The sequence below is a fragment of the Pseudomonas sp. zfem004 genome (assembly GCF_032621715.1).
Classification (GTDB): domain Bacteria; phylum Pseudomonadota; class Gammaproteobacteria; order Pseudomonadales; family Pseudomonadaceae; genus Aquipseudomonas; species Aquipseudomonas sichuanensis.
In genome coordinates this window covers 169,980-191,115 of the sequence record NZ_JAVYJF010000001.1, presented here as the reverse complement: position 1 = coordinate 191,115, position 21,136 = coordinate 169,980, and the positions used below count along the sequence as shown (strand labels likewise).

Annotated in this window: 17 protein-coding genes; 4 read left to right on the top strand and 13 right to left on the bottom strand. The window is 61.9% G+C overall.

Annotation, left to right across the window (positions count from 1 at the left end; genetic code table 11):
- Window positions 1–32: 32 nt before the first annotated feature.
- Both RTH46_RS00925 and zigA read right to left on the bottom strand, forming a co-directional pair.
- Window positions 33–665, bottom strand: coding sequence for a DUF1826 domain-containing protein (locus RTH46_RS00925; protein WP_316904860.1), 633 nt, complete (start codon window positions 663–665; stop codon window positions 33–35).
- On the bottom strand, window positions 662–1,870 hold the full coding sequence (gene zigA, locus RTH46_RS00920; protein ID WP_316904859.1) for a zinc metallochaperone GTPase ZigA: 1,209 nt from the start codon (window positions 1,868–1,870) through the stop codon (window positions 662–664). The genes RTH46_RS00925 and zigA overlap by 4 nt, the downstream gene beginning before the upstream one ends.
- 114 nt (window positions 1,871–1,984) lie before the next feature.
- Here zigA and RTH46_RS00915 point away from each other — a divergent pair, with 114 nt between their 5' ends.
- A complete protein-coding gene (locus tag RTH46_RS00915) occupies window positions 1,985–2,362 on the top strand; it encodes a glutamine synthetase (RefSeq protein WP_316904858.1) in 378 nt (125 codons plus the stop codon).
- A 25-nt stretch (window positions 2,363–2,387) separates the two neighbouring features.
- Window positions 2,388–3,275 carry a GTP cyclohydrolase FolE2 gene (gene folE2, locus RTH46_RS00910; protein WP_316904857.1) on the top strand — a complete coding sequence of 296 codons (888 nt, stop codon included), beginning with the start codon at window positions 2,388–2,390 and terminating at the stop codon, window positions 3,273–3,275.
- Here the strand turns inward: folE2 and RTH46_RS00905 are convergent, their stop codons facing one another.
- Complete coding sequence (locus tag RTH46_RS00905; RefSeq protein WP_153786790.1) at window positions 3,276–3,803, bottom strand: DUF3617 domain-containing protein; 528 nt, start codon at window positions 3,801–3,803, stop codon at window positions 3,276–3,278.
- Window positions 3,804–3,932: 129 nt separating this feature from the next.
- Between RTH46_RS00905 and cls the strand changes: the two genes are divergently transcribed.
- Window positions 3,933–5,372, top strand: a complete 1,440-nt coding sequence (gene cls, locus RTH46_RS00900) for a cardiolipin synthase (protein WP_153786791.1) — start codon at window positions 3,933–3,935, stop codon at window positions 5,370–5,372.
- Window positions 5,373–5,411: 39 nt separating this feature from the next.
- On the opposite strand, the gene cfaB is transcribed toward cls, so the two are convergent.
- Window positions 5,412–6,596, bottom strand: coding sequence for a C17 cyclopropane fatty acid synthase CfaB (cfaB, locus tag RTH46_RS00895; RefSeq protein ID WP_153786792.1), 1,185 nt, complete (start codon window positions 6,594–6,596; stop codon window positions 5,412–5,414).
- Between the two features lie 213 nt (window positions 6,597–6,809).
- Between cfaB and lpdA the strand changes: the two genes are divergently transcribed.
- Complete coding sequence (gene lpdA, locus RTH46_RS00890; protein ID WP_316904856.1) at window positions 6,810–8,210, top strand: dihydrolipoyl dehydrogenase; 1,401 nt, start codon at window positions 6,810–6,812, stop codon at window positions 8,208–8,210.
- Between the two features lie 120 nt (window positions 8,211–8,330).
- On the opposite strand, the gene hcnC is transcribed toward lpdA, so the two are convergent.
- The 9 genes from hcnC to RTH46_RS00845 all read right to left on the bottom strand — a co-directional run bounded on the left by hcnC (window position 8,331) and on the right by RTH46_RS00845 (window position 20,954).
- Entirely contained in the window at window positions 8,331–9,581 is a 1,251-nt protein-coding gene (hcnC, locus tag RTH46_RS00885; RefSeq protein WP_316904855.1) for a cyanide-forming glycine dehydrogenase subunit HcnC, read from the bottom strand.
- Between the two features lie 2 nt (window positions 9,582–9,583).
- Complete coding sequence (gene hcnB, locus RTH46_RS00880; RefSeq protein ID WP_153786795.1) at window positions 9,584–10,978, bottom strand: cyanide-forming glycine dehydrogenase subunit HcnB; 1,395 nt, start codon at window positions 10,976–10,978, stop codon at window positions 9,584–9,586.
- A complete protein-coding gene (gene hcnA / locus RTH46_RS00875; RefSeq protein WP_153786796.1) occupies window positions 10,975–11,289 on the bottom strand; it encodes a cyanide-forming glycine dehydrogenase subunit HcnA in 315 nt (104 codons plus the stop codon). Before hcnA ends, hcnB begins: the two co-directional genes overlap by 4 nt.
- A gap of 904 nt (window positions 11,290–12,193) precedes the next feature.
- The gene (locus RTH46_RS00870) at window positions 12,194–12,529 is read right to left on the bottom strand and encodes a copper-binding protein (RefSeq protein WP_316904854.1); all 336 of its coding nucleotides are present in this window, start codon (window positions 12,527–12,529) and stop codon (window positions 12,194–12,196) included.
- Window positions 12,526–15,684: an efflux RND transporter permease subunit gene (locus tag RTH46_RS00865; protein ID WP_316904853.1), complete on the bottom strand. Its 3,159-nt coding sequence runs from the start codon at window positions 15,682–15,684 to the stop codon at window positions 12,526–12,528. Before RTH46_RS00865 ends, RTH46_RS00870 begins: the two co-directional genes overlap by 4 nt.
- Window positions 15,681–17,144, bottom strand: a complete 1,464-nt coding sequence (locus RTH46_RS00860) for an efflux RND transporter periplasmic adaptor subunit (protein WP_316904852.1) — start codon at window positions 17,142–17,144, stop codon at window positions 15,681–15,683. The genes RTH46_RS00865 and RTH46_RS00860 overlap by 4 nt, the downstream gene beginning before the upstream one ends.
- Complete coding sequence (locus RTH46_RS00855) at window positions 17,141–18,394, bottom strand: TolC family protein (protein WP_088851454.1); 1,254 nt, start codon at window positions 18,392–18,394, stop codon at window positions 17,141–17,143. The genes RTH46_RS00860 and RTH46_RS00855 overlap by 4 nt, the downstream gene beginning before the upstream one ends.
- Before the next feature lie 476 nt (window positions 18,395–18,870).
- On the bottom strand, window positions 18,871–20,277 hold the full coding sequence (locus RTH46_RS00850) for a heavy metal sensor histidine kinase (RefSeq protein WP_316904851.1): 1,407 nt from the start codon (window positions 20,275–20,277) through the stop codon (window positions 18,871–18,873).
- A complete protein-coding gene (locus RTH46_RS00845) occupies window positions 20,277–20,954 on the bottom strand; it encodes a heavy metal response regulator transcription factor (protein WP_023628542.1) in 678 nt (225 codons plus the stop codon). Before RTH46_RS00845 ends, RTH46_RS00850 begins: the two co-directional genes overlap by 1 nt.
- Window positions 20,955–21,136 lie beyond the last annotated feature (182 nt).

Here is a 21,136-nt window from a genome sequence, read left to right as displayed (position 1 = left end):
TATCAGGCAAGTGCGTGGCCCACTATGCCCCGTCAGGCCAGCCAGTCAAGGCTGAGCAGCAGGCGCCGCTCGCCGGGCGCCGTCAGCGGCGAGCGGTGGATAAGGCCTGCCCCTTCGTTGCCAAGCCATTTCTCGCCCTTGAGCAGCGCCACGTCACCCGCCGCCAGCTGGCGGATGTTATCCACAGCTGGTTGATCGAGTTGCAACCTTGTACGGTCTATCGCGCCCTCCTCCAGCCATTGGCTGGCGCTACCGGCATAAGTGGTGAGCAGGCGCACCGGCACGTTATCCACATGGAAACGCGGGCACATGGCGCCATCCAGTACCCGCAGGCGCAAGCCGATGCGCCGTGCACCCAGCAGGCAGGTGTAGGCCGCCACCAGCCACGCCACGTCGGCGACGAAACCTTCGTAGCCATGCAGATCGGCCGCTTCCCGGAGCAGCCCCGGCAGCTGTGGCGGCTGCTGCTCGTCGACATCGATCACCCGCTCGTCCGCCAGTGTCTGGCCGAGGCTCAGCACCAGCGCGCAGAAATCCTCGACCTGGGCCGGCAACTGGCGCTGCCAGACGGCCAGGTTGACGCTATCCTTGAGCACGTCCGTCATCACCTTGGGTGACGGCCCGAAGACCTGGCAGATATCCACAACCTGGGCCGCGAGCCTCATGCCGCCTGCTCCTCGATCCAAGGGCCGAACGGGTCTGCCAGCTGTAGCCAGGCCATGGGCCCCAAGGCCATTTCTTCCTCGCTCAGCAGGCAGGCATCCAACGCTGTGGATAACTGTGCAAAGTCGATGTTCTGGCCAATGAATACCAGTTCCTGACGGCAGTCACCGGTGTCCACCGACCATTGCTTGAGGATCGCCGCCCGATCCGCTTCATCTTGCGGCCATTGCTCACGCGAAACGAAGCGCCACCAACGCCCGGCCAGGCCATGGCGCATCATGCCGCCCGCCTGTGACCAGCTACCGGCCTCCTGGTACTTGCTGGCCAGCCAGAAAAACCCTTTTGAGCGCAGCAGCCGCCCATTGCTCCAAGGCGTGTTGATAAAGTCGAAGAAGCGCTGCGGGTGAAACGGCCGACGGGCCTGCCAGGTGGTCGCGGCGATGCCGTACTCCTCGGTTTCCGGTACGTGCTCACCGCGCAGCTCCTGCAGCCAGCCCGGCGCTTGCGCCGCCTGATCGAAGTCGAACAGGCCTGTATCGAGGATGCGCGACAGCGCCACCTGGCCCATGACCATCGGCACGATCTGCGCCCGGGCATTGAGGCTGCGCAGGATGGCGATCAACTCTTCACGTTCGTGCTGGCCGATCAGATCGATCTTGCTCAGCAGCAACACATCGGCGAACTCGACCTGCTCGATCAGCAGGTCGCTGATCGAACGTTCATCCTCTTCACCCAAGGTCTCGCCGCGGCTGGCCAGGCTGTCGGCAGCCTGGTAGTCACGCAGGAAGTTGAGCCCGTCGACCACGGTGACCATGGTGTCCAGCCGCGCCATGTCCGACAGGCTGCGGCCTTGTTCGTCACGGAAGGTGAAGGTCTCGGCCACCGGCAGCGGTTCGGAGATCCCGGTCGACTCGATCAACAGGTAATCGAAGCGGCCCTCACGCGCCAGGCGCGCAACCTCTTCCAGCAGGTCTTCACGCAGGGTGCAGCAGATGCAGCCGTTGCTCATCTCCACCAGTTTTTCTTCCGCGCGGTTGAGGCTGACGTTGCGCTGCACCTCGCTGGCGTCGATGTTGATTTCGCTCATGTCGTTGACGATCACGGCAACCCGCAGGTTATCGCGGTTGCGCAAAACGTGATTGAGCAGCGTGCTCTTGCCGGCGCCGAGGAAGCCGGACAGCACGGTGACAGGAAGACGGTTGGGCATGACGGACCTCATCGGGCAGGCGCATTCGAAACGATGCATTGCGTCATGTTATATTATAACAATACAATTTCGCCAAGCCGTCTCGACCGAAGGGTTGCCTGGAGTGCCTCATCGATGAAATTGCCCCGCGCCAGCGCGTTGCTGCTGATTGCCCTGCCGGCCTCTTTACTGGCCATGCCCCGCACCGACCTGGCGCTGTGTACGCGCAGCGCCACGCTGTTGGCCTGCCAGGACAGCCAGGGCAACTACTACAGCGTGCGCAGCGCAGGCAGCACCTTCTACCTGCGCGGTTACGAAGTGCAGGGCAAGAGGCTGTGGGCACAAACCAACAGCCGCTACGGCGCGCTCACCTTCTTCACTGGCCTGGCCAGCGATGGCGAAGCCTGGGTCGGTTACAACCGGCGTGTCGGCTGGACCACCCTCAATCGCGTCTCGAGCTCCAGCGGCCAGCGCTTCGATCTGCACTGCAGCCTGCTCGGTGGTTGCCGTTGAGCCCTACTTTTTCAGGACACCTTTCATGACCAGCCTTAGCCTTTCCCTGCCCGACATCGCCACGCAAAGCAGCCAGCACAGCCTGCCGCTGGACTGGGTAGGCATGTGCGGTATCGCCCTGCCGCTGCAGGTGGAAGGTCGCAGCCTGAACGCCCATGCCAGCGCAGGGGTCAGCCTGGACGACGATGCGACGCGTGGCATTCACATGTCGCGCTTGTACCTGGCGCTGGAAGCGCTCGAACACCACCCCTTGAGCCTGCCGCTGATTCGCCAGACCCTCGAGCAGTTTCTCTCCAGCCACCAGGGCCTTTCCAGGGCCGCCTACCTGCGGCTGGAGTTCGATCATCTGCTCAAACGCCCGGCGTTGATCAGCCCGCTGGCCGGATGGAAACGCTACCCGGTGCGGCTCGATGCACAGCTCAAAGATGAAATGTTCCACGTGGAACTATCCGTAGATATTCCCTACTCCTCCACTTGCCCCTGCTCGGCCGCACTGGCCAGGCAGTTGATCCAGGCGCAGTTCGACCAGGACTTCGCCAACCAACCGCTGGACCGGGACAGCGTGCGCCAATGGCTGGGCAGCAGCAGTGGCATCGTCGCCACACCTCACAGCCAACGGAGCACGGCCAAGCTGCAGGTGCGACCAGGCGCTGATGCGTGGCCACTGACTGAGTTGATCGACCAGGCTGAGCAAGCGTTAGGAACAGCCGTGCAAACCGCCGTGAAGCGTGCCGACGAACAGGCCTTCGCTTTGGCCAACGGGCAGAACCTGATGTTCTGTGAGGACGCCGCGCGGCGCCTGCACCTGGCGTTGCGCCAGTTGCCGTGGGTGAGCGCGTTCAGCGTGCGCGTGGAACATGCAGAGAGCCTGCATGCCCACGACGCCGTCGCTGTCAGCCGCTGGCGGTGGTGATCAAGTACGGGGTTTGACGGTGCCGCAGTCGTTGCCCAACCATACCGCCCGGGTGTCCATGCTGCCCTGCTGCTGCACGCCCGATGCGTTGAAGGTGCCGTTGACCTTGGTCAGGAACTCCTTGTCGCTGAGGAAGGTGGCCTGACCTTGCCCTTGGGCTTTCGGACAACTGAACTGGAACTTCCAGACATTGCCGGTGCGGTCGGTGATCTTCTGGGTGCAACCCGACTGAGGGTCTTGCAGCGGGATATCGTTGGTCTTGACCTGCTCCGGGGTCAGGCACGAACGCACGCCCTTGCCACCCACGCTGATCCCTTGCTTGGCCAAGGCGCCTTCCATCATCGCCCGCTGCTCCGGCGGCAGATTCTTCAACTGGCCGAGCATGAACTGCATGTCGGGTAACGGCTTGCCATCGACCTGCATGTTGCTGGTGGTCAGCTCCCACAGGCCGGGTTGCAGCATCTGCGCGTGAACCAACGGGCTACCCAGGCCCACGACCAGGGCAAGCAGTGGCAGACGAATCTTCATGGATGAAAGCTCCTCGAATTACCGGCTCCGGCCGGACTGTGCCGTTAGACGTCATTTTCCCTTGCAGGTTGCAGCCACCCCCACGAACGTGGTCTGTTAAAGGCAGTGCTCACGGCAAGCAGGATGCGTATGGATTATCACAGCCCCTACTTCTTCGGTTACGTGCTCGGCCTGATTCATCTGCTCGGCATCATCGCTGCGTTGCATGCCGTGTTCACCGTGCGTACAGCCCAAGGTGCGATCGCCTGGGCCATGCCGCTGTTCTTCATCCCCTACTTCGCGCTCATCCCCTACCTGATCTTCGGTGCCCGTTCGTTCTATGCCTACATTAACGCCCGACGTCAGGCCAACCAGGAGATGCACGTGGCCATGGCCAATCTCAACTGGCGGCCATGGGTGGAGGAAGCCCTGACCGCGCGTGAGTCCGACAGCTATGCGGCCCTGCGCGCCATGCCCAAGCTGGGGCGCATGCCGTGCCTGGCCAATAATGAGGTGAAGCTGCTGATCGATGGCGAAGCCACCTTCAAGGCGATCTTCGCCGCCATCGACCAGGCCCGTGACACCGTACTGGTGCAGTTCTTCATCATCCACGACGACGGGCTCGGCCGAGAGCTCCAGCAGTTGCTGCTGCGCAAGGCCGCAGAAGGCGTAAGGGTCTTCGTGCTTTACGACCGGGTCGGCAGCCACGCGCTGCCGGCCAGCTACAGCCAGGTGCTGCGCGACGGCGGTGTGCAGATACAGGCTTTCGCCACCCGCCGCGGCTTGTTCAACCGCTTCCAGGTCAACTTTCGCAACCACCGCAAGATCGTCGTGGTGGATGGGCTGCTGGGTTTTCTCGGTGGGCATAACGTGGGCGACGAGTACCTCGGCGCGCACCCGCGCCTGTCGCCGTGGCGCGACACCCATGTGCAGATCAGCGGCCCGGTATTGGCCTGCCTGCAGGAATCGTTCGCCGAGGACTGGTACTGGGCCACGCGCCAGCTGCCGCCGCTGATCCTGCCGGACACCTACCCTGAAGATGGCGTGCTGTGCCAGGCCCTGGCCAGTGGCCCGGCCGATCCCCAGGAAACCTGCGCGCTGTTCTTCCTCGAAGCCATCCACTCGGCCACCCGCCGGGTCTGGATCACCAGCCCATATTTCATCCCCGACGAAGCGATCTTCGCCGCCCTGCGCCTGGCCGTGCTGCGCGGCGTCGATGTACGCATCCTCATCCCCTCACGCCCCGACCACCGCATCGTCTATGCCGCCTCCAGCCTGTTCGCCTTCGAGGCGGTGCGCGCGGGCGTGCGGATGTTCCGCTATCAACCGGGGTTCCTGCATCAGAAAGTGGTGTTGGTAGATGATGAGGTCACGGCCATTGGCAGCGCCAACCTGGATAACCGTTCCTTCCGCCTGAACTTCGAGATCACCCTGCTCACCGTGGACCGCGCCTTCGCCGACCAGGTCGAGCAGATGCTGGTGAACGACTTCGAACAGGCCAGGGAGATCACCGCCGAGGACAGCCGCGACACCCATCGCCTGCAGCAACTGGGGATGCGTATCGCGCGTTTGATTTCGCCGATCCTGTAGCGCCTCGGCGTGCCGCACAGGGGCACGCCGGGCAGCCCGTCAGCGATAGATGTCCTCACGCGTCCACGGCAGCTCGTGATGGCCATCGGCGAAAGGTTTGACGGCGAGGATCTGGTGCAGGTTGATCCAGCCCTTGCTGAAGGCATAGGCGCATCCTGCCAGGTACAGGCGCCAGATCCGCAGGGTCTTCTCCGGCACCAGCGCGGCGGCGCGGTGCAGCTGGTTCTCGAGGTTCTCGCTCCAGTGATTGAGGGTCTTGGCGTAGTGCAGGCGCAGGCTCTCCACGTCCACCACCTCCAGTCCCGCTTCACAGATGCGCGCGCTGATCATCGAGATGTGCGGCAACTCGCCGTGGGGGAACACGTAGCGGTCGATGAACTCGCCCGCGCCACGACCCACCGGGCGGCCGTCCACATGCTTGGCGGTGATGCCGTGATTCATCACCAGCCCGCCCTCGCGCACCGCACTGAACAGCTTGCGGCAATAGAGTTCGAGGTTGGCGTGGCCCACGTGCTCGAACATGCCGACGCTGACCACCTTGTCGAAGCGGCCATCCTCGGGCAGGTCACGGTAATCGAGAATGTGCAGGTCGACCTTGTCGGCCAGCCCCTCCTCCTTGACCCGCTGCCGGCCCAGTTTCAGTTGCTCTTTGCTCAAGGTGATGCCGTACACCTTGGCGCCATACTCACGGGCGGCAAAACGCGCCAGCCCGCCCCAACCGCAACCGACGTCCAGCAGGTAGTCACCGCCCTGCAGGCGCAACTTGCGGCACAGATGATCGAACTTGTCCTGCTGGGCCTGGGCCAGGGTGTTGTCGGGCTCTTTGAAATAGGCACAGGAATAGACCATGTCCGGGTCCAGCCACAGCTGGTAGAACGCATTGGACAGGTCGTAGTGGTAGGAGATGGCTTCGGCGTCGGTGCTCTTGTCGTGGGAGGTGCGCTGCGGCAGCACGTCGTCCTCGTCCTTGAGCAGCGTCTGGCTGAGCTCGTCACACACCCGGATCACTTCACCGATATCGCCTTCGAGCTCCAGCTTGCCTTCGACGAAAGCCGAACCCAGCGCTTCCAGGTTCGGGTGGGTCAACTGGGCGATCAGCTGGGGGTCCTTGACCACGATGGTGACCTGCGGGCTGGGCCCCAGATCGAACTGGTTGCCGTCCCACAGCTTGACGCGCAAAGGTATGTCCAGGCTCTGCAAAACGGGTGGAAGTTGCGCAAGCATTCATGACCCTCCCTTTCACGGATTCGGAACGCCACGTCTTATCAAGTCGGACGCCACCGCATGAGGGTAGTTCATTCGTACGAAGTTTCCGTTAACCGCGACCATGGTCTAGAACTATCTGGCACGGCTAACGCAGCAGATTGTATACAATCCTTCGCGCTCAGACTAACCTTATGCCCCTCTTCGCTTCCTCACCCTTGGAGTAACTAACCCATGAAATCCTATGACGTGGTGATCATCGGCGGCGGCCCCGGCGGCTACAACGCAGCGATCCGGGCCGGCCAGCTGGGCATGAGCGTGGCCTGCGTGGAAGGCCGTTCGACCCTCGGCGGCACCTGCCTGAACGTCGGTTGCATGCCCTCCAAGGCATTGCTGCACGCCTCCGAGCTGTTCGAGGCGGCCAGCGGTGACGAGTTTGCGCACCTGGGCATCGAGGTCAAGCCGAGCCTGAACCTGGCGCAGATGATGAAACAGAAGGACGAAAGCGTGACCGGCCTGACCAAGGGCATCGAGTACCTGTTCCGCAAGAACAAGGTCGACTGGGTCAAGGGCTGGGGCCGCCTGGACGGCGTCGGCAAGGTCGTGGTCAAGGCCGAGGACGGCAGCGAAACCACCTTGCAGGCCAAGGACATCGTCATCGCCACCGGCTCCGAACCGACCCCGCTGCCGGGCGTGACCATCGACAACCAGCGCATCATCGACTCCACCGGCGCCCTCTCCCTGCCCCAGGTGCCCAAGCACCTGATCGTGATCGGCGCCGGCGTGATCGGCCTGGAGCTGGGTTCGGTGTGGCGCCGCCTCGGCGCGCAGGTGACGGTCATCGAGTACCTGGACCGCATCTGCCCAGGCACCGATGCGGAAACCGCGAAGACCTTGCAGAAGGCCCTGGCCAAGCAAGGCATGACCTTCAAGCTGGGCAGCAAGGTCACCCAGGCCACGCCATCGGCCAATGGCGTCAGCCTCACCCTGGAGCCCGCCGCCGGTGGCGCCGCCGAAACCCTGCAAGCCGACTATGTGCTGGTGGCCATCGGCCGTCGCCCGTACACCCAGGGCCTGAACCTGGAGAGCGTGGGCCTGGAGACCGACAAGCGCGGCATGCTGGTCAACGACCATCACCGCAGCTCGGTCCCGGGCATCTGGGTGATCGGCGACGTCACCTCCGGCCCGATGCTGGCGCACAAGGCCGAAGACGAAGCCGTGGCCTGCATCGAACGCATCCACGGCAAGCCGCACGAGGTCAATTACAACCTGATCCCGGGCGTCATCTACACCCGCCCGGAGATGGCCACGGTGGGCAAGACCGAAGAGCAGCTCAAGGCCGAGGGCCGCGCCTACAAGGTCGGCAAGTTCCCCTTCACCGCCAACAGCCGCGCCAAGATCAACCATGAGACCGAAGGCTTCGCCAAGGTGCTCGCCGACGCCAACACCGACGAGGTGCTGGGTGTGCACCTGGTCGGCCCGAGCGTCAGCGAGATGATCGGCGAGTTCTGCGTGGCCATGGAGTTCTCGGCCTCGGCCGAAGACATCGCCCTCACCTGCCACCCGCACCCGACCCGCTCCGAGGCCCTGCGCCAGGCGGCGATGAATGTGGATGGGATGGCGATGCAGATCTGATCGGCAGGTCTGTCGTTCACCCCTGTGGGAGCGGGCTTGCCTCGCGATTGCGCCAGGCCAGGCAACATTGTTGTACCTGCCGACGATATCGCGGGGCAAGCCCGCTCCCACATTCGCCCTTCAGCCGTGCGCCAGCTTCTGGTCCACACCATCACCAAACCGCGACGCCAAAAACGGCGTGATATCCAGCGGCAACACCTCGTTGTGGACAACCTTGTCCAGCAGCACCCCGGTGATCGCCGACGTGAGGATCCCGGTGCGGAAGTGTCCACAGGCATTGAAGTACCCCTCGACATTATCCACAGGCCCCAGGATCGGCAGCTCATCCGGCGACCCCGGACGTAGCCCGGCCCAGGTGCGCTTGAGATTCACCTGCGCCAGCTCCGGCACGCAACGGATGGCCCCCTGCACCAGCCCGCTGATCTCCGGGAAGGTGTTGCTGACATCGAAGCCTTTCTCTTCAGTGGTACTGCCGATCAGGATCTCGCCATTGTCCTTCTGCGCCATGTAGCAATCGCTGGTGGTGATGCAGCCGTCCAACAGCTTGGGCAGGCGTTCGGTCAACACGATCTGGCCCTTTACCGGCTTGACCGGAATGCTCAGGCCCGTCGCCCACTCGCTCAGCTCGGCAGCCCAGGCGCCCGCGGCGTTGATCAGTGTGTGGCAGTGGAACTCGCCGGCTTCGGCAGTGCGCACGCCCTTGATCCGCGAGCCTTGATGCAGCACCCCGGTGACATTCACGTTGGGGTACAGGTCGACACCGTTCTGCCGCGCCGCCTCCAGGAACGCGTCGCCCAGGCGGAACGGGCTGACCTGGTGATCGCAGAGGAACTCCAGCGCGCCATTGGCCTGCTGCGTTACCGCCGGCTCCGAAGCCCGTAGCGCGTCGCGGTCGAGCCAGCGCACCTGGTCGGCCAGATGGGGGATCTGCTTGACGATATGCTCGGCGTACAGCTGGTCCTCGTCATCCTGGATGATGTACTTGAGCCCGGTGCGCTCGAACTTGAAGTCCATGCCGTGGCGCTCGATCAGCTCACGGTGCAGCTGTGGATAAATCGCGTTGGACTGCAGGGCGAAGTCGAAGAAGCACGGCGGCAGGATATGCGGGGTACTGGAGTCGACCACCACCGCCGCGCCATTGGCCTCGCGCTTGCTGCGCGAGGACATCATGCGAAAGAAGATCACCCCGCAACCCAGCCCCACCGATTCGCCGATGGCCCACAGGCCACCCGCCGATGCGCGCGTGGCGTTGCCCGGGCGCTTGCTGTCGATCAGGGCGATTTTCAGGTTGCTGCGTTTGGACAGCTGGTAGGCGCAGGACGCGCCGATCACGCCGCCACCGGCGATGATGATGTCGTAGTGCTTGGCCATGCTCAGGCCTCCGTGCCGAGGTGTGCGAATGCGGAAAACGGGATCGGGTCCACCGGGAAGCGTGGCCGCAGCCAGCCGACATCCTGGCGCCCGGTGGCGCTGCGCAGGCGATCGCTGCAGTAACCGACGCACATCCTGCCCTGGCAGTCGCCCATGCTCACCCGGGTACGCATCTTCAGGCTGGCCATGTCCTGCACGCCCTGTTCCAGCGCCAGGTCAATCTGCTCGCGGGTGACGTGTTCGCAACGGCAGATCACCGTGTCGGCCTGGGGCAGTTCGACCTGCGCCGCCCCCCGTGCGGTGAAGCGCTCCACACCTGCGCGGAAGCGCTTGATCGCGGCGAGCTTGCCCAGGTACAGCTCGCGCCGTTCGATGGCTTGTTCGGCATCGAGCTTGCCCATCTGCAGGAGCATCGACACCGCGGCGATACGCCCGGTCAGCATTGCCGCCTCACCGCCACGGATACCGGCCATGTCACCCGCCAGGTGGGTGTTCGGGCGGCTGCTCTGCTGCCACACGTTGCACACCGCGCGCAGATAGCCGTCTTCGCTGAAACCGTGTTCCAGGCCCAGTTGCTGGCTGAGCTGGGTGCGTGGGATGAAGCCGTAGCCCACTGCCAGCGTTTGCACCGTCTCGCGCTGCACGCGGGTCATGTCCGGCTTCCAGTCCTGGGTATAGGGCGCGACGCTGACCTCGCGCAGCTCATCCTCGCCCGTGGCCGCCACCACGCCCCAACCGTAGTGCATGGGGATGCCATTGAGCTTCATGTAGGCGAGCATGCTCAGGCCATCGAGGAACAGCTGCGGCTTGTTCATCAGCGCCAGGCTTTCCTTGGCGATGCGGTTGAACGCGCAGGCTTCATAGACTCCGCTGACCTTGGCCCCGGCGGCATGCAGCTGGCACGCAACCAAAGGCAGCAACGGCCCGGTACCGGCGATCAGGGTGCTGCCCAGCGGCTTGACCACGCCGCTCTTGATCTGCAGTTGCAGCCCGCCCAGAAGGATCACCCCCGGCAGGGTCCAGCCGGGGAACGGCACATTGCGCTCATGGCAGCCGGCGGCCAGCAGCAGGTGGGAATAGTCGATCTCGTGCAGTTGTTCGTCGGCATCGAGCACCATCAGGCGCTGGTCATCGCCGCCCACCACGCGGTGGTTCAGGCGCAGGTCGATATGGCTGGCGTTGGCGGCGAAATCCTCGTGCAGGGTGTTCAGGGCCTTGGCGTAGCGAGGGCCGAGGTAACCGAGGTCTACGCCGGCACGCAACGGGCCACGGTAGACCACGCCGCCGGGGCGCGAGGCTTCATCGAACAGCAGGCAATTCACATCGTGTTCCGCCAGCTCGATGGCCGCGCCCATGCCGGCCGAGCCGCCACCCACGATCACAGGACGAAGGCTCATGAGCGGGCCTCCCCTTGTACGCGGTTTACTTCGGTCTCGATCTGCATGCCCGGCTTGACCACCGTCTGACACGCCCGACGCTTGGGCCGCCCGTCGATCTGCACCAGGCAGCAGTGACATACACCCATGCCGCAAAAGGCGCCGCTGAGCTGGTCGTGGTCATTGCGCGCCAGCTGGCGCAGGCCAATGGCATTGAGCACGCTGAGGACAGTCTCTCCGGCGCTGGCCACCGCTGGCAGGCCGTTGACCAGCAGGGTCAGTTCGGCGCCGTCGAGTGGCTGGATATCGTGCTTTCGTTCCAGAGTCTGCATTTGTTGTCGTCCTTGATGACTGGGGAGTCGCGACGTTAGGGCAAACGCTGTGTGAAAACATTGATCCATGCCAGACGCATGCTGTAGGAAACTTCCTTGTCGACGGACGTGCGATGGACTTCACGTAAGTCGTGGGATTCGAAAACGCGGTCCCGGAAAAGACAAATGGGGCCGCTTTGCGGCCCTTCGCGGGTAAACCCGCTCCCACAGGATTGCGCAAAGCCTCAAGCTGGCGCGAAACCTGTGGGAGCGGGTTTACCCGCGAAGGGCTGCGCAGCAGCCCCATTAGTGGCGATGAAACGTTAACTGACTGGTGTGTCAGGAAAATAAACATTGTCACGGCCCCCCTTGGATTTCAGGGCCTCCAAGGAAAACCGTTCAGGCTTGAGCGAAACAAAGGTTGTCACAGCCAGGGCTCGGATCAAAAAAACTGCCACGACTGAAAGAAATAAAGGTTGTCACAAACCAGTAATGAGTAGATCGAGGCTCCTGTTTCGTGTGACGCGGGCTTCGCGCGCGGTAATCAGGGCGAAAGAGCAACGCTTACCGGCAGCCCCCGTAGGGGGCGGGACACGCATTCTGCCTAGGGATAGGGGAGGATGGACTATTTTTTAGTTGGAAGCCTCCCCCACTGGTGCATCTGCGAAAAGGGCAACCAAGGCTGAGCGTTCCTGCGGCTGATCAGAGCATGCCCCGCTGCTGGCTAATGGCAGACATCAGACCGATCAACTGCATCCGGCTTGAAAGTTCATTTTTGTCGCTCACCGCCGCCAGGCAGCTCCTTCGAAGCGGGTCCTTGGATAGAGCCGTACCTGAGCAAAGCGGTCTTAATTGTGGCAACCCCCAAAGTGTTGCCTAGGAGCTGCCTCGATTGTCCTACGGCCCCTCCATGAGAGTAGGTTGCTTACTCTTTCCGGATTTCAACAATCGTTGCCGCACTGCCCTCCATCCGGAAGTCGAACGCCACCTTGTCCCCCACCTTCAGTCCTTCAAGCTGCTGCGCGGTCGCCTTGAACCCCATAGTCATCGCTGGCCATTTCAACGCGACCACTGGTCCGTGTGCCAAGATGACCTTGCCCTGATCGAGATCGATGGTTTTGATCGTACCCTCCGCGTGGGCGACCGGTGCCGCTTGCTCGGCCTTCATCTGCATGTCCTTCATGCCTGCCATGCTGTCCTGGGCCTGTGCACCAGCCGCGAAAGCCAACATCAGTACAGCGCCGAGATAGACGTTTTTCATCGGGTTTCTCCTAGTTTGGAATTATTAGTTACTGCGAGATTACGGCGCCGGACTAACCAATACGCCGCAGGAACAATGAACAGAGAGAGCAAGGGGGCAGAGAGCATGCCGCCCACCATGGGCACGGCGATGCGACTCATTACTTCGCTGCCGGTACCATCACTCCAGAGAATTGGCAGCAGGCCTGCGACGATCACCGCCACAGTCATCGCCTTGGGTCTGATGCGTTGCACCGCACCCTCACGGATCGCTTCCAGTAGCGCCAGTTGCGTGCGCTCACTATTGGACTGTCGCTCGGTCCATGCGTTGTTCAGGTAGATGAGCATAATCACCCCGAACTCCGCCGCGACCCCAGCCAGGGCGATAAAGCCCACGCCGGTGGCCACCGACAAATTGAAGCCCATCAGGTACAGCAGCCACACGCCGCCGGTAAGGGCAAAAGGTAAAGTGCCCATGATCAGTAGCGCCTCGCTGAGGCGACCGAATGTCAGATAGAGCAGCACGAAGATGATCACCAGTGTCGCCGGTATCACCCAGGCCAGACGTGCGTTGGCGCGCTCCAGGTACTCGAACTGGCCGGAATAGCTCAGGCTCATGCCAGGATCGAGCTTCACCTCGCGACTCACCACCTGGCGCAGGTCGGCGACCACAGAGGACAGATCACGACCTCGCACGTCGATGTATACCCAACCGGATGGGCGGGCATTCTCGCTCTTGAGCATCGGAGGACCTTCCGTGATGCGCACATGGGCCACGGTGCCGAGAGTGATCTGGCCGCCTTGCGCGGTGTAGATCGGCAGTTGGCGCAAGGCTTCGACCGAGTCGCGCCATTCGCGGGGGTAGCGCACGCTGATCGGGTAGCGCGCCAGGCCCTCGACCGTCTCGCCGATGGTCTCGCCACCAATGGCACCGGCAACGATGGACTGCACGTCGGCAATGTTCAGGCCATATCGAGATGCAGTCTGGCGATCGATGTCAAGATCGATGTAACGGCCGCCGGTCAAACGTTCGGCCAGTGCCGAGGTCACACCGGGCACGGTTTTGGCGGCTCGCTCGATGGCTTGGGTCGTGCGGTCAATCTGCGTCAGGTCGCTGCCCGCCACTTTCACGCCGATCGGGCTCTTGATGCCGGTGGCCAGCATGTCGATACGATTACGGATCGGTGGAATCCAGATGTTGGTCAGGCCCGGTATCCGCACCGTACGGTCGAGTTCCTCGATCAGCTTTTCGGTGGTCATGCCCGGACGCCACTGATCTTTCGGCTTGAGCCGCACGATGGTTTCGAACATCTCCAGCGGCGCCGGGTCGGTCGCTGATTCGGCTCGGCCAGCCTTGCCGAACACGCTGGCGACCTCGGGCACGGTACGGATCAGCCGGTCGGTGCGTTGCAACAGCTCCGAGGCCTTTTGCGCCGACAGGCCTGGCAGGGCCGAGGGCATGTACAGTAGGTCACCTTCGTCCAGCGGTGGTAGGAATTCCCCACCCAGCTGGCTCAATGGCCACAGGCTGCTGAACAAGATCGCCAGCGCGCCAACCAGTGTCATCCAGGGCCGGCGCAGCACCACTTCCAACGCAGGCCGATACAGACGGATCAGGCCACGGTTGAGCGGGTTACGTTCCTCTGCTGGCAGAGGGCCGCGAATCCAGTAGCCCATCAGCACGGGTACCAGGGTCACCGCCAGCCCTGCCGCGGCTGCCATGGCGTAGGTCTTGGTGAACGCCAGGGGAGCGAACAGTCGTCCCTCCTGGGCCTGCAAGGTGAACACCGGGATGAACGACAAGGTGATGATCATCAGGCTGAAGAATAGCGCCGGCCCCACTTCGACCGCCGCCTCGGTCATCACTTTCCAGTGCTGCTCGCCGCGCAGCGACATCCCTGGGTTGCGTGCATGCCAGGCTTCCACTCGCTTGTGCGCATTCTCGATCATCACCACGGCAGCATCGACCATCGCACCGATGGCGATGGCGATACCGCCAAGCGACATGATGTTGGCGTTGATGCCTTGATGGCGCATGACAATCAGAGCGATCAGTACCCCTACCGGTAGCGAGACGATTGCCACCAGCGACGAACGCAGGTGCCAGAGAAACGCCGCACACACCAGCGCTACCACAATAAATTCCTCGATCAGCTTGTGGCTGAGGTTGTCCACTGCCCGGTCAATCAGCTGGCTGCGATCATAGGTCGTGACAATCTCCACGCCCTTGGGCAGGCTCTTTTTCAGCGCTTCAAGCTTGTCCTTGACGTGGGCAATGGCCTCCCTGGCGTTTTTGCCACTGCGCAGAATCACCACACCGCCAACGGCCTCGCCCTGACCATCCAGCTCACCGATACCCCGACGCGCTTCTGGGCCAAGTTGCACCGTGGCGACATCGCCGAGTGTCACCGGCGCACCGTTGGTGGCCAGGCGCAGGGGAATGGCGCGGAAGTCGTTCAACGTCTTCAGGTACCCTGACGCCCGCACCATGAACTCGGCTTCGCCTTGTTCCAGCACGCCGCCACCGGTTTCCTGGTTGGCCTTTCCGATAGCGTCCGACACCTCCCCTTGGGTGATGCCCAGGCTGGCCATCCGCAGCGGATCAAGCACCACCTGATACTGCTTGACCATGCCGCCGATGCTCGCCACTTCAGCGACATCCGGCAAGGTCTTGAGCTCGAAGCGCAGGAACCAGTCTTGCAGGCTGCGCAATTGCGCCAAGTCATGCCCGCCACTGCGGTCGACCAACGCGTACTGATAGATCCAACCCACGCCGGTGGCGTCCGGCCCGAGCACCGGCTTTGCCGACGCCGGCAAGCGCGACTGCACCTGGCTCAGGTACTCCAGTACCCGCGAGCGTGCCCAGTACAGGTCGGTGCCGTCCTCGAACAGCACGTAGACAAAGCTGTCACCGAAGGCCGAGAAGCCGCGCACGGTCTTGGCCCCCGGTACCGAGAGCATGGTGGTTGTCAGCGGGTAGGTGACCTGGTTTTCGACGATCTGTGGCGCCTGACCCGGGTAGGAGGTACGGATTATCACTTGCACGTCCGACAGGTCCGGCAGTGCATCGATCGGCAGGCTGCGCAGCGAGAACACGCCCCAGGCCACCAGGAACAGTGTGGCGAGCAGCACCAGCACTCGGTTGCCCACCGACCAGCGAATCAGTTTCGCGATCATGGTTGACTCTCCAGCGCATTGATCTGCTCGATCACCATGCCCTCATCCCGCTCGCGAACTCCGAAGCGAATACGTTGGCCCAACTTCAGCCCGACAATCAGCGTGGGATCAGACACGGGGAAGGTCATGGTCATGCCAGGCATGCCCAGGGTGAGGAAGGGACCGTGAGCGATCGTCAGCTGATTGCCCTCGATCTGCACGATACGTCCGTCTGCCTCATGCAGTGCTGGCAGTGCTGGTGCAGGTGGGGATTCCTGCGTGGTCATGGCCTCAATACCCTTGAGGCTGGCTTCGGAGTCGATGAGGAACTGACCCGATGTCACCACCCGCTGGCCTGACTGCAGCCCTTGCAGCACGGCAACCTGGCCGCCGCTCTCTTGACCCAGCACCACTTCCACTGGGCGGAAACGGCCTTGGTCTTCGGCCAGCATCACCAGATCACGTTTGCCGGTGCGGATGACTGCTTCGGCGGGCACTAGCAGTGTGGTATCGGTTTGCCCGGCTGGATGCAGGACGACCTGGGCGGACATCCCCGGCCGCAGCCGGCCGTCGGGATTGGGTAGCTCGATACGCAGGCGCAAAGTACGGCTTTGCGGGTTGGCGTCTGCAAGCAAAGCGGTCAGCTTGCCCGGCACGGCTTCACCTGGATAGGCGGGTAAATGCGCCTGCACTGCCTGCCCCTCGTGCAGGCCCTGGGCCTGCGCCTCCGGCACTGCGGCTTCGAGCCAGACGTTGGCCACACCATTGATCCGCGCCAGGGTAGCCCCCGGCACCACGCTCATGCCCGGACGCAGGTCCAGCGTTTGGATCACCCCGGCACTTGGTGCTAGCAGCGTGACAAGGTTCTGTACCTTGCCAATGCGCGCGACCCGCTCGATGAGCTCGGCAGGCATTCCGGCCAACAATAAGCGTTGGCGGGCTGCGGCCTGCAGTTCGCCATCGCCCAAGCGCCGCACTGCCAGATATTCCTCCTGCAATCCTGACCATTCAGGGGTCAAGACATCGGCCAGCGGTGCGCCCTTGGCCACGATATCGCCCGTGGCTCGGCCATAGGTGCGGTCGACGAATCCTGCGGTCCGTGCTTGCAGCACACTGAAATCTCGCTCGTCGAAGGCCAGCACACCACTAACCTGCAGCGTGCGTTCGAGGCGGCCCTGGGCCACTGTCGTGAGCCGCACGCCGAGGTTCTGCTGTATACCCGTGGTGATCTGTACCGCAGGCTCTGCTTGATCCTGTGTGCCATCGGCATATTTGGCGACCAATGGCATGTCCATGAAAGGTGACTTACCAGGCTCAGAGAAGTGCTGTTGAGGGTACATCGGGTCATACCAGTACAACGCTTTGCGTTGTTCTGGTGTCGGCGCCGGTCCACTTTGGGCCTGTTGAGCCAGCCAATAGCCCGCACCACCGCCTATGGCCAGTGCGAGCGTTGCGATCAATCCTATCGACATAGGTCTCATGCCCGAACCTCTCCATATGCGAAGTGCAAGCGCGCCGCTGTCGCGGCTAATTGCCCTTGCAGGTCGATATCCTGTAGCCGGGCCTCGACCCGCTGGCGTCGTGCCGCAAGCACCTCACTCAATGTCGACTTTCCCGCCCGGTAGTCCGCCAGTGCCAGGCGAACCCGGTCCTCGGCGAGGGGCAATAGGGTCTCGCGGCTACGGGTCACTGCCCGCTGCAGGCGCTGGTATTCCGCCAGATCTGACTCCAACCGCTCGGTATGTTCACGCAGCGCAGCCTCTTGCTCGTCTTCCAGCTGGCGCACCTCAGCTTGCCGCGCAGCGATCGTTGGGTCTTGGCGAGAGCCTGTGAACAGCGGCAACTGGAAACTGACTTGCACGCTGACCATGTTGCTAAAGTCCGGACCACGACGCTGGTAATCCAATTGCCAGCCCCAATCCGACTTTTTCTCGGCGACCGCCTGATGAACCTGTGCTTCGGCTTCACGGGTCTTGGCGCCGTAGGCCGCCAGTTCGGGATGCGCGTGCAGGGCGTGCAGGTATTCCGGTGCTTTCACTGGCCACTGCGGAAAAGCCGGTGCTTGTGCATCCACGTCCTGTCCGACCCAGCGCTTGAGTGCCGCTCTTGCCTGGGCCGCCTGGCTCATTAGCAGGTCCTTTTGTTCATCCAGCTGTGCTACTTCCTGGCTCGGCGCAAGCGCATCGGCCGACGAACCGCCCCCGCCGGCCAGACGGGCCCTCACGGCGGAAGCCAGCAGGCGGTTTTCCTTGTAGAACTCATCGAACTGTTGCAGCTTGCGTTGCACCGTGTAGGTGGCCACCCAAGCCTGCGCCGTCGCCGCGCGCACCTTCAAACGCTCGAAGACAGCTTCGGCATCAGCGCGTTCGACTGTGGCCCGTGCTGTCTCGACCCGTGCTTTGCGCTTGTCGCGGTTGGGCACCTCTTGAGAAAGCCCGACCACTTGCATGGTCATGAAGTCTCGGTTGGTGCTCCAGCGATCGCTGCCCTCGATCGGTAGATTCTGTACCCCGAGGTTAAGCCGCGGATCGGGTAGTTCACCCGCTGGCACGATGGAGTGACGCGCCGCCGACACCTGCTCCTGGCGTGCCTGAAGTGAAGGCGCATTACGCTCAGCCAATTGCAGCGCATCATCCAGAGAAAGCGAAGCCGCTTGCGCCGATAGCATCGGTAGCAGGACTATCAGGGCAGCCGGAAGTATCCGTCCTGAAGTGAAACGTAGGGGAGTCATGAGCATGATTCCTCGAAAAACCAGCGCACAGGCGCATGCCATCGTTCGGCCGCCAAGGCAGAACAACGGGTGTGAGGTTTACGAAGGAATCAGGCGCGCGGAGGACGCCAGTGATCTGGCGGCGCTCGAGTTACCAGGCTTACGGCATAAGCATCCGCAGGGGGCGCAGTAGAGAAGGTCAGCTGGGGTTCGAGCAAGCGGACTTGGAGTGTGCTCGCGGTTCTACATTCTTGGCCGACTTTGCAAGCTTTGGAGGCGTGCTGGGAAGACTTCCCTTGGTCCTGGTCCTGACAACAGTCGTGCTCCATGCCCGCCATCATTTCCATGTCCATCTCCTGCATTGGGCAGGGCTCGATGGGCGAGTCAATTCCCGCCATCCCGTTGAGGGGAAGCGATAGAACGAGCAGCAGGATGGTGAGCAGTCGTACAAAGCGGATCATAGTGATCGAGTGTAGGTTAAATCGATTAGCCCGGCATTAATGGTGGGCACGATCATTCATCGGCCGCGTCCTGGTAGGAAATGCAATGTGGAATGCAGTCTCACCGTCCTCCGAAGCGCACCATATCCGTCCGTTGTGTGCTTCGACAATGGAACGGGTTATCGCAAGGCCGAGTCCGGCATTGCTGGGCCCCCCTTCCCGTCTTGCCGGATCGGCCCTGTAGAAGCGGTCAAAGATTTTCTTGGCATGCTCTGGAGCAATTGGCCCCCCCCCATTTCGAGTAGTGAGGGTCACGGTGTCAGCGGTTTCCTGGATCTTTACTGAGATTGAGCTTCCTTCAGGGGTGTACCGCATAGCGTTCGACAAGATGTTGGAAAGGGCACGGTCGATCATGAGTGTGTCCCCAGAGACAACCCCCTCTCCTTGGAGGTTTAGCTGTATACCCCGATCCTCAGCCACCAATTGGTAGTAGTCGAAGAGCTTAGCCACTAGCTTTTCGAGTTTGATATCAACTTGCTCAGGAATGATGAGGCCATTGTCGGCTTTGGCGAGGAAAAGCATGTCATCGATCATTCGAGACATTCGCTTCAGTTCCTCTAGATTCGAGTACAGGTTCTCCTCGTACGCCACCACATCACGTTTTTTGGTAAGCACTACCTCGGTGTGCGTCAGTAAATTACTCACTGGCGTTCTTAGCTCATGTGCGATATCGGCCGAAAAATTGGATAGACGAATGAATGCGTCTTCCAGACGTGCAAGCATCCCGTTGAAAGACAAGATCATTTCCTGAAGTTCAAGGGGCACAGGCTCCAAAGGGATGCGCTCTTGGAGTGATCTCGCGGACATGGACGTCGCAACCTTTGTTATCTGCTCCACGGGACGCAAGCCACTTTTTGCAACCACCCACCCCAATGCCGCGCTGACCAATGCGCTAATGACCAAGCCGATACTGAACCACCGTTGCAGCGTTTCAAAGAAGTGAGCATGGCTAGTGACATCCAGCATCAGCATGACGGTACCCAGGGCTGGATCGCCTTGGATCTGAACGCGAGAGGTTACACCACGGAAATTATGGGAACTGTCTTGCCACTCCCACATATTGTCCTTTCCCGCCACCTTGTATCGGTCGGGGATTAGGGTGGTTTTGAGATCAGAAAAAAGTACGCCGCCATCCGAGGTGAGAATTTCCGCCGTCAAATCTTGGTGTGCGCCCAGCAGCGCGCGCAGTTGTTCTCGCAGCTCCTCTTGCCTCGTCCCTGGTGTTTGAATTGACAGGATGTGCCTTGTCGACTCCAGTTTCTCGGACAGTGCCTGCTCATCAAGCATGCGAAAGTGATGCTGGCTTAACATGTTGACGCTGATGCCTGCGACCACCAGTACCGAAATGACCGCGAACATGATCATGAGGGTCAGACGCTTGACCAGCGAGGATTGGGACAGCATCACTCTGGCTCATCCATCATGTAACCCATTCCACGGGCGGTATGAATGAGCTTCTGAGCGAAATCGTCATCGATCTTTGCACGTAGGCGGCGAATTGCTACCTCAATCACGTTCGTGTCGCTGTCGAAGTTCATGTCCCAAACCTGGGAGGCAATCAAGGACTTGGGCAGCACTTCGCCGCGTCGGCGCATCAGCAGCTCAAGAAGAGAGAATTCTTTGGCAGTCAGATCGATTCGCTTGCCGCTTCGGGTGGCTCTGCGCTTGAGTAGGTCTACCTCAAGGTCTGCCATCTTCATGGTGGTTTGGGCTGAGGCACTGGTTCCCCGGCGTAGTAATGTTCGTACCCGAGCTAGCAATTCAGAGAAGGCGAAGGGCTTGATCAGATAGTCATCGGCGCCCAGTTCAAGGCCCTTCACTCGATCGTCCACTCCATCCCGAGCGGTCAGGAACAAGACCGGGACGTCCTTACCTGCAGCACGAACCATCCGCAGGACTTCCCACCCGTCCAAGCCCGGCATCATGACGTCGAGGATCAACAGGTCGTAGCTCTCACTCAGTGCATTTTGAAGTGCGTCGGTACCCGAGAGGACTCGGTCAACGGTGAAACCTGCCTCTGCCAGGCCCTGCTGCAAGTAGGCTCCCGTTTTCGGCTCATCCTCAGCTACGAGTAATTTCATGTGCTCCAACCCCAAAGGTGTACATGCCCAGTTTGCAGCAAAAACACCACCTAACCAGAACCTGACGCAAAAGTAATTTAGGCATCAGGCCGCTGTCAGGCAGCCCCGTCTACGGTCATTCATGACAGGCATTTCAATCGATCCTGTCTGTCATTTAGCGGTAGCAGTGACCCTGACAACCT

Bases quoted from the DNA above. Each gene is read 5' to 3' on its own strand.
- cfaB (WP_153786792.1), bottom strand. From the start codon at position 6,596: ATGCTTGCGCAACTTCCACCCGTTTTGCAGAGCCTGGACATACCTTTG.
- RTH46_RS00860 (WP_316904852.1), bottom strand. From the start codon at position 17,144: ATGAGACCTATGTCGATAGGATTGATCGCAACGCTCGCACTGGCCATA.
- RTH46_RS00905 (WP_153786790.1), bottom strand. From the start codon at position 3,803: ATGAAGATTCGTCTGCCACTGCTTGCCCTGGTCGTGGGCCTGGGTAGC.
- cls (WP_153786791.1), top strand. From the start codon at position 3,933: ATGGATTATCACAGCCCCTACTTCTTCGGTTACGTGCTCGGCCTGATT.
- RTH46_RS00845 (WP_023628542.1), bottom strand. From the start codon at position 20,954: ATGAAATTACTCGTAGCTGAGGATGAGCCGAAAACGGGAGCCTACTTG.
- folE2 (WP_316904857.1), top strand. From the start codon at position 2,388: ATGACCAGCCTTAGCCTTTCCCTGCCCGACATCGCCACGCAAAGCAGC.
- RTH46_RS00855 (WP_088851454.1), bottom strand. From the start codon at position 18,394: ATGACTCCCCTACGTTTCACTTCAGGACGGATACTTCCGGCTGCCCTG.
- RTH46_RS00850 (WP_316904851.1), bottom strand. From the start codon at position 20,277: ATGCTGTCCCAATCCTCGCTGGTCAAGCGTCTGACCCTCATGATCATG.
- RTH46_RS00915 (WP_316904858.1), top strand. From the start codon at position 1,985: ATGAAATTGCCCCGCGCCAGCGCGTTGCTGCTGATTGCCCTGCCGGCC.
- hcnB (WP_153786795.1), bottom strand. From the start codon at position 10,978: ATGAGCCTTCGTCCTGTGATCGTGGGTGGCGGCTCGGCCGGCATGGGC.
- RTH46_RS00870 (WP_316904854.1), bottom strand. From the start codon at position 12,529: ATGAAAAACGTCTATCTCGGCGCTGTACTGATGTTGGCTTTCGCGGCT.
- hcnC (WP_316904855.1), bottom strand. From the start codon at position 9,581: ATGGCCAAGCACTACGACATCATCATCGCCGGTGGCGGCGTGATCGGC.
- RTH46_RS00925 (WP_316904860.1), bottom strand. From the start codon at position 665: ATGAGGCTCGCGGCCCAGGTTGTGGATATCTGCCAGGTCTTCGGGCCG.
- hcnA (WP_153786796.1), bottom strand. From the start codon at position 11,289: ATGCAGACTCTGGAACGAAAGCACGATATCCAGCCACTCGACGGCGCC.
- lpdA (WP_316904856.1), top strand. From the start codon at position 6,810: ATGAAATCCTATGACGTGGTGATCATCGGCGGCGGCCCCGGCGGCTAC.
- zigA (WP_316904859.1), bottom strand. From the start codon at position 1,870: ATGCCCAACCGTCTTCCTGTCACCGTGCTGTCCGGCTTCCTCGGCGCC.
- RTH46_RS00865 (WP_316904853.1), bottom strand. From the start codon at position 15,684: ATGATCGCGAAACTGATTCGCTGGTCGGTGGGCAACCGAGTGCTGGTG.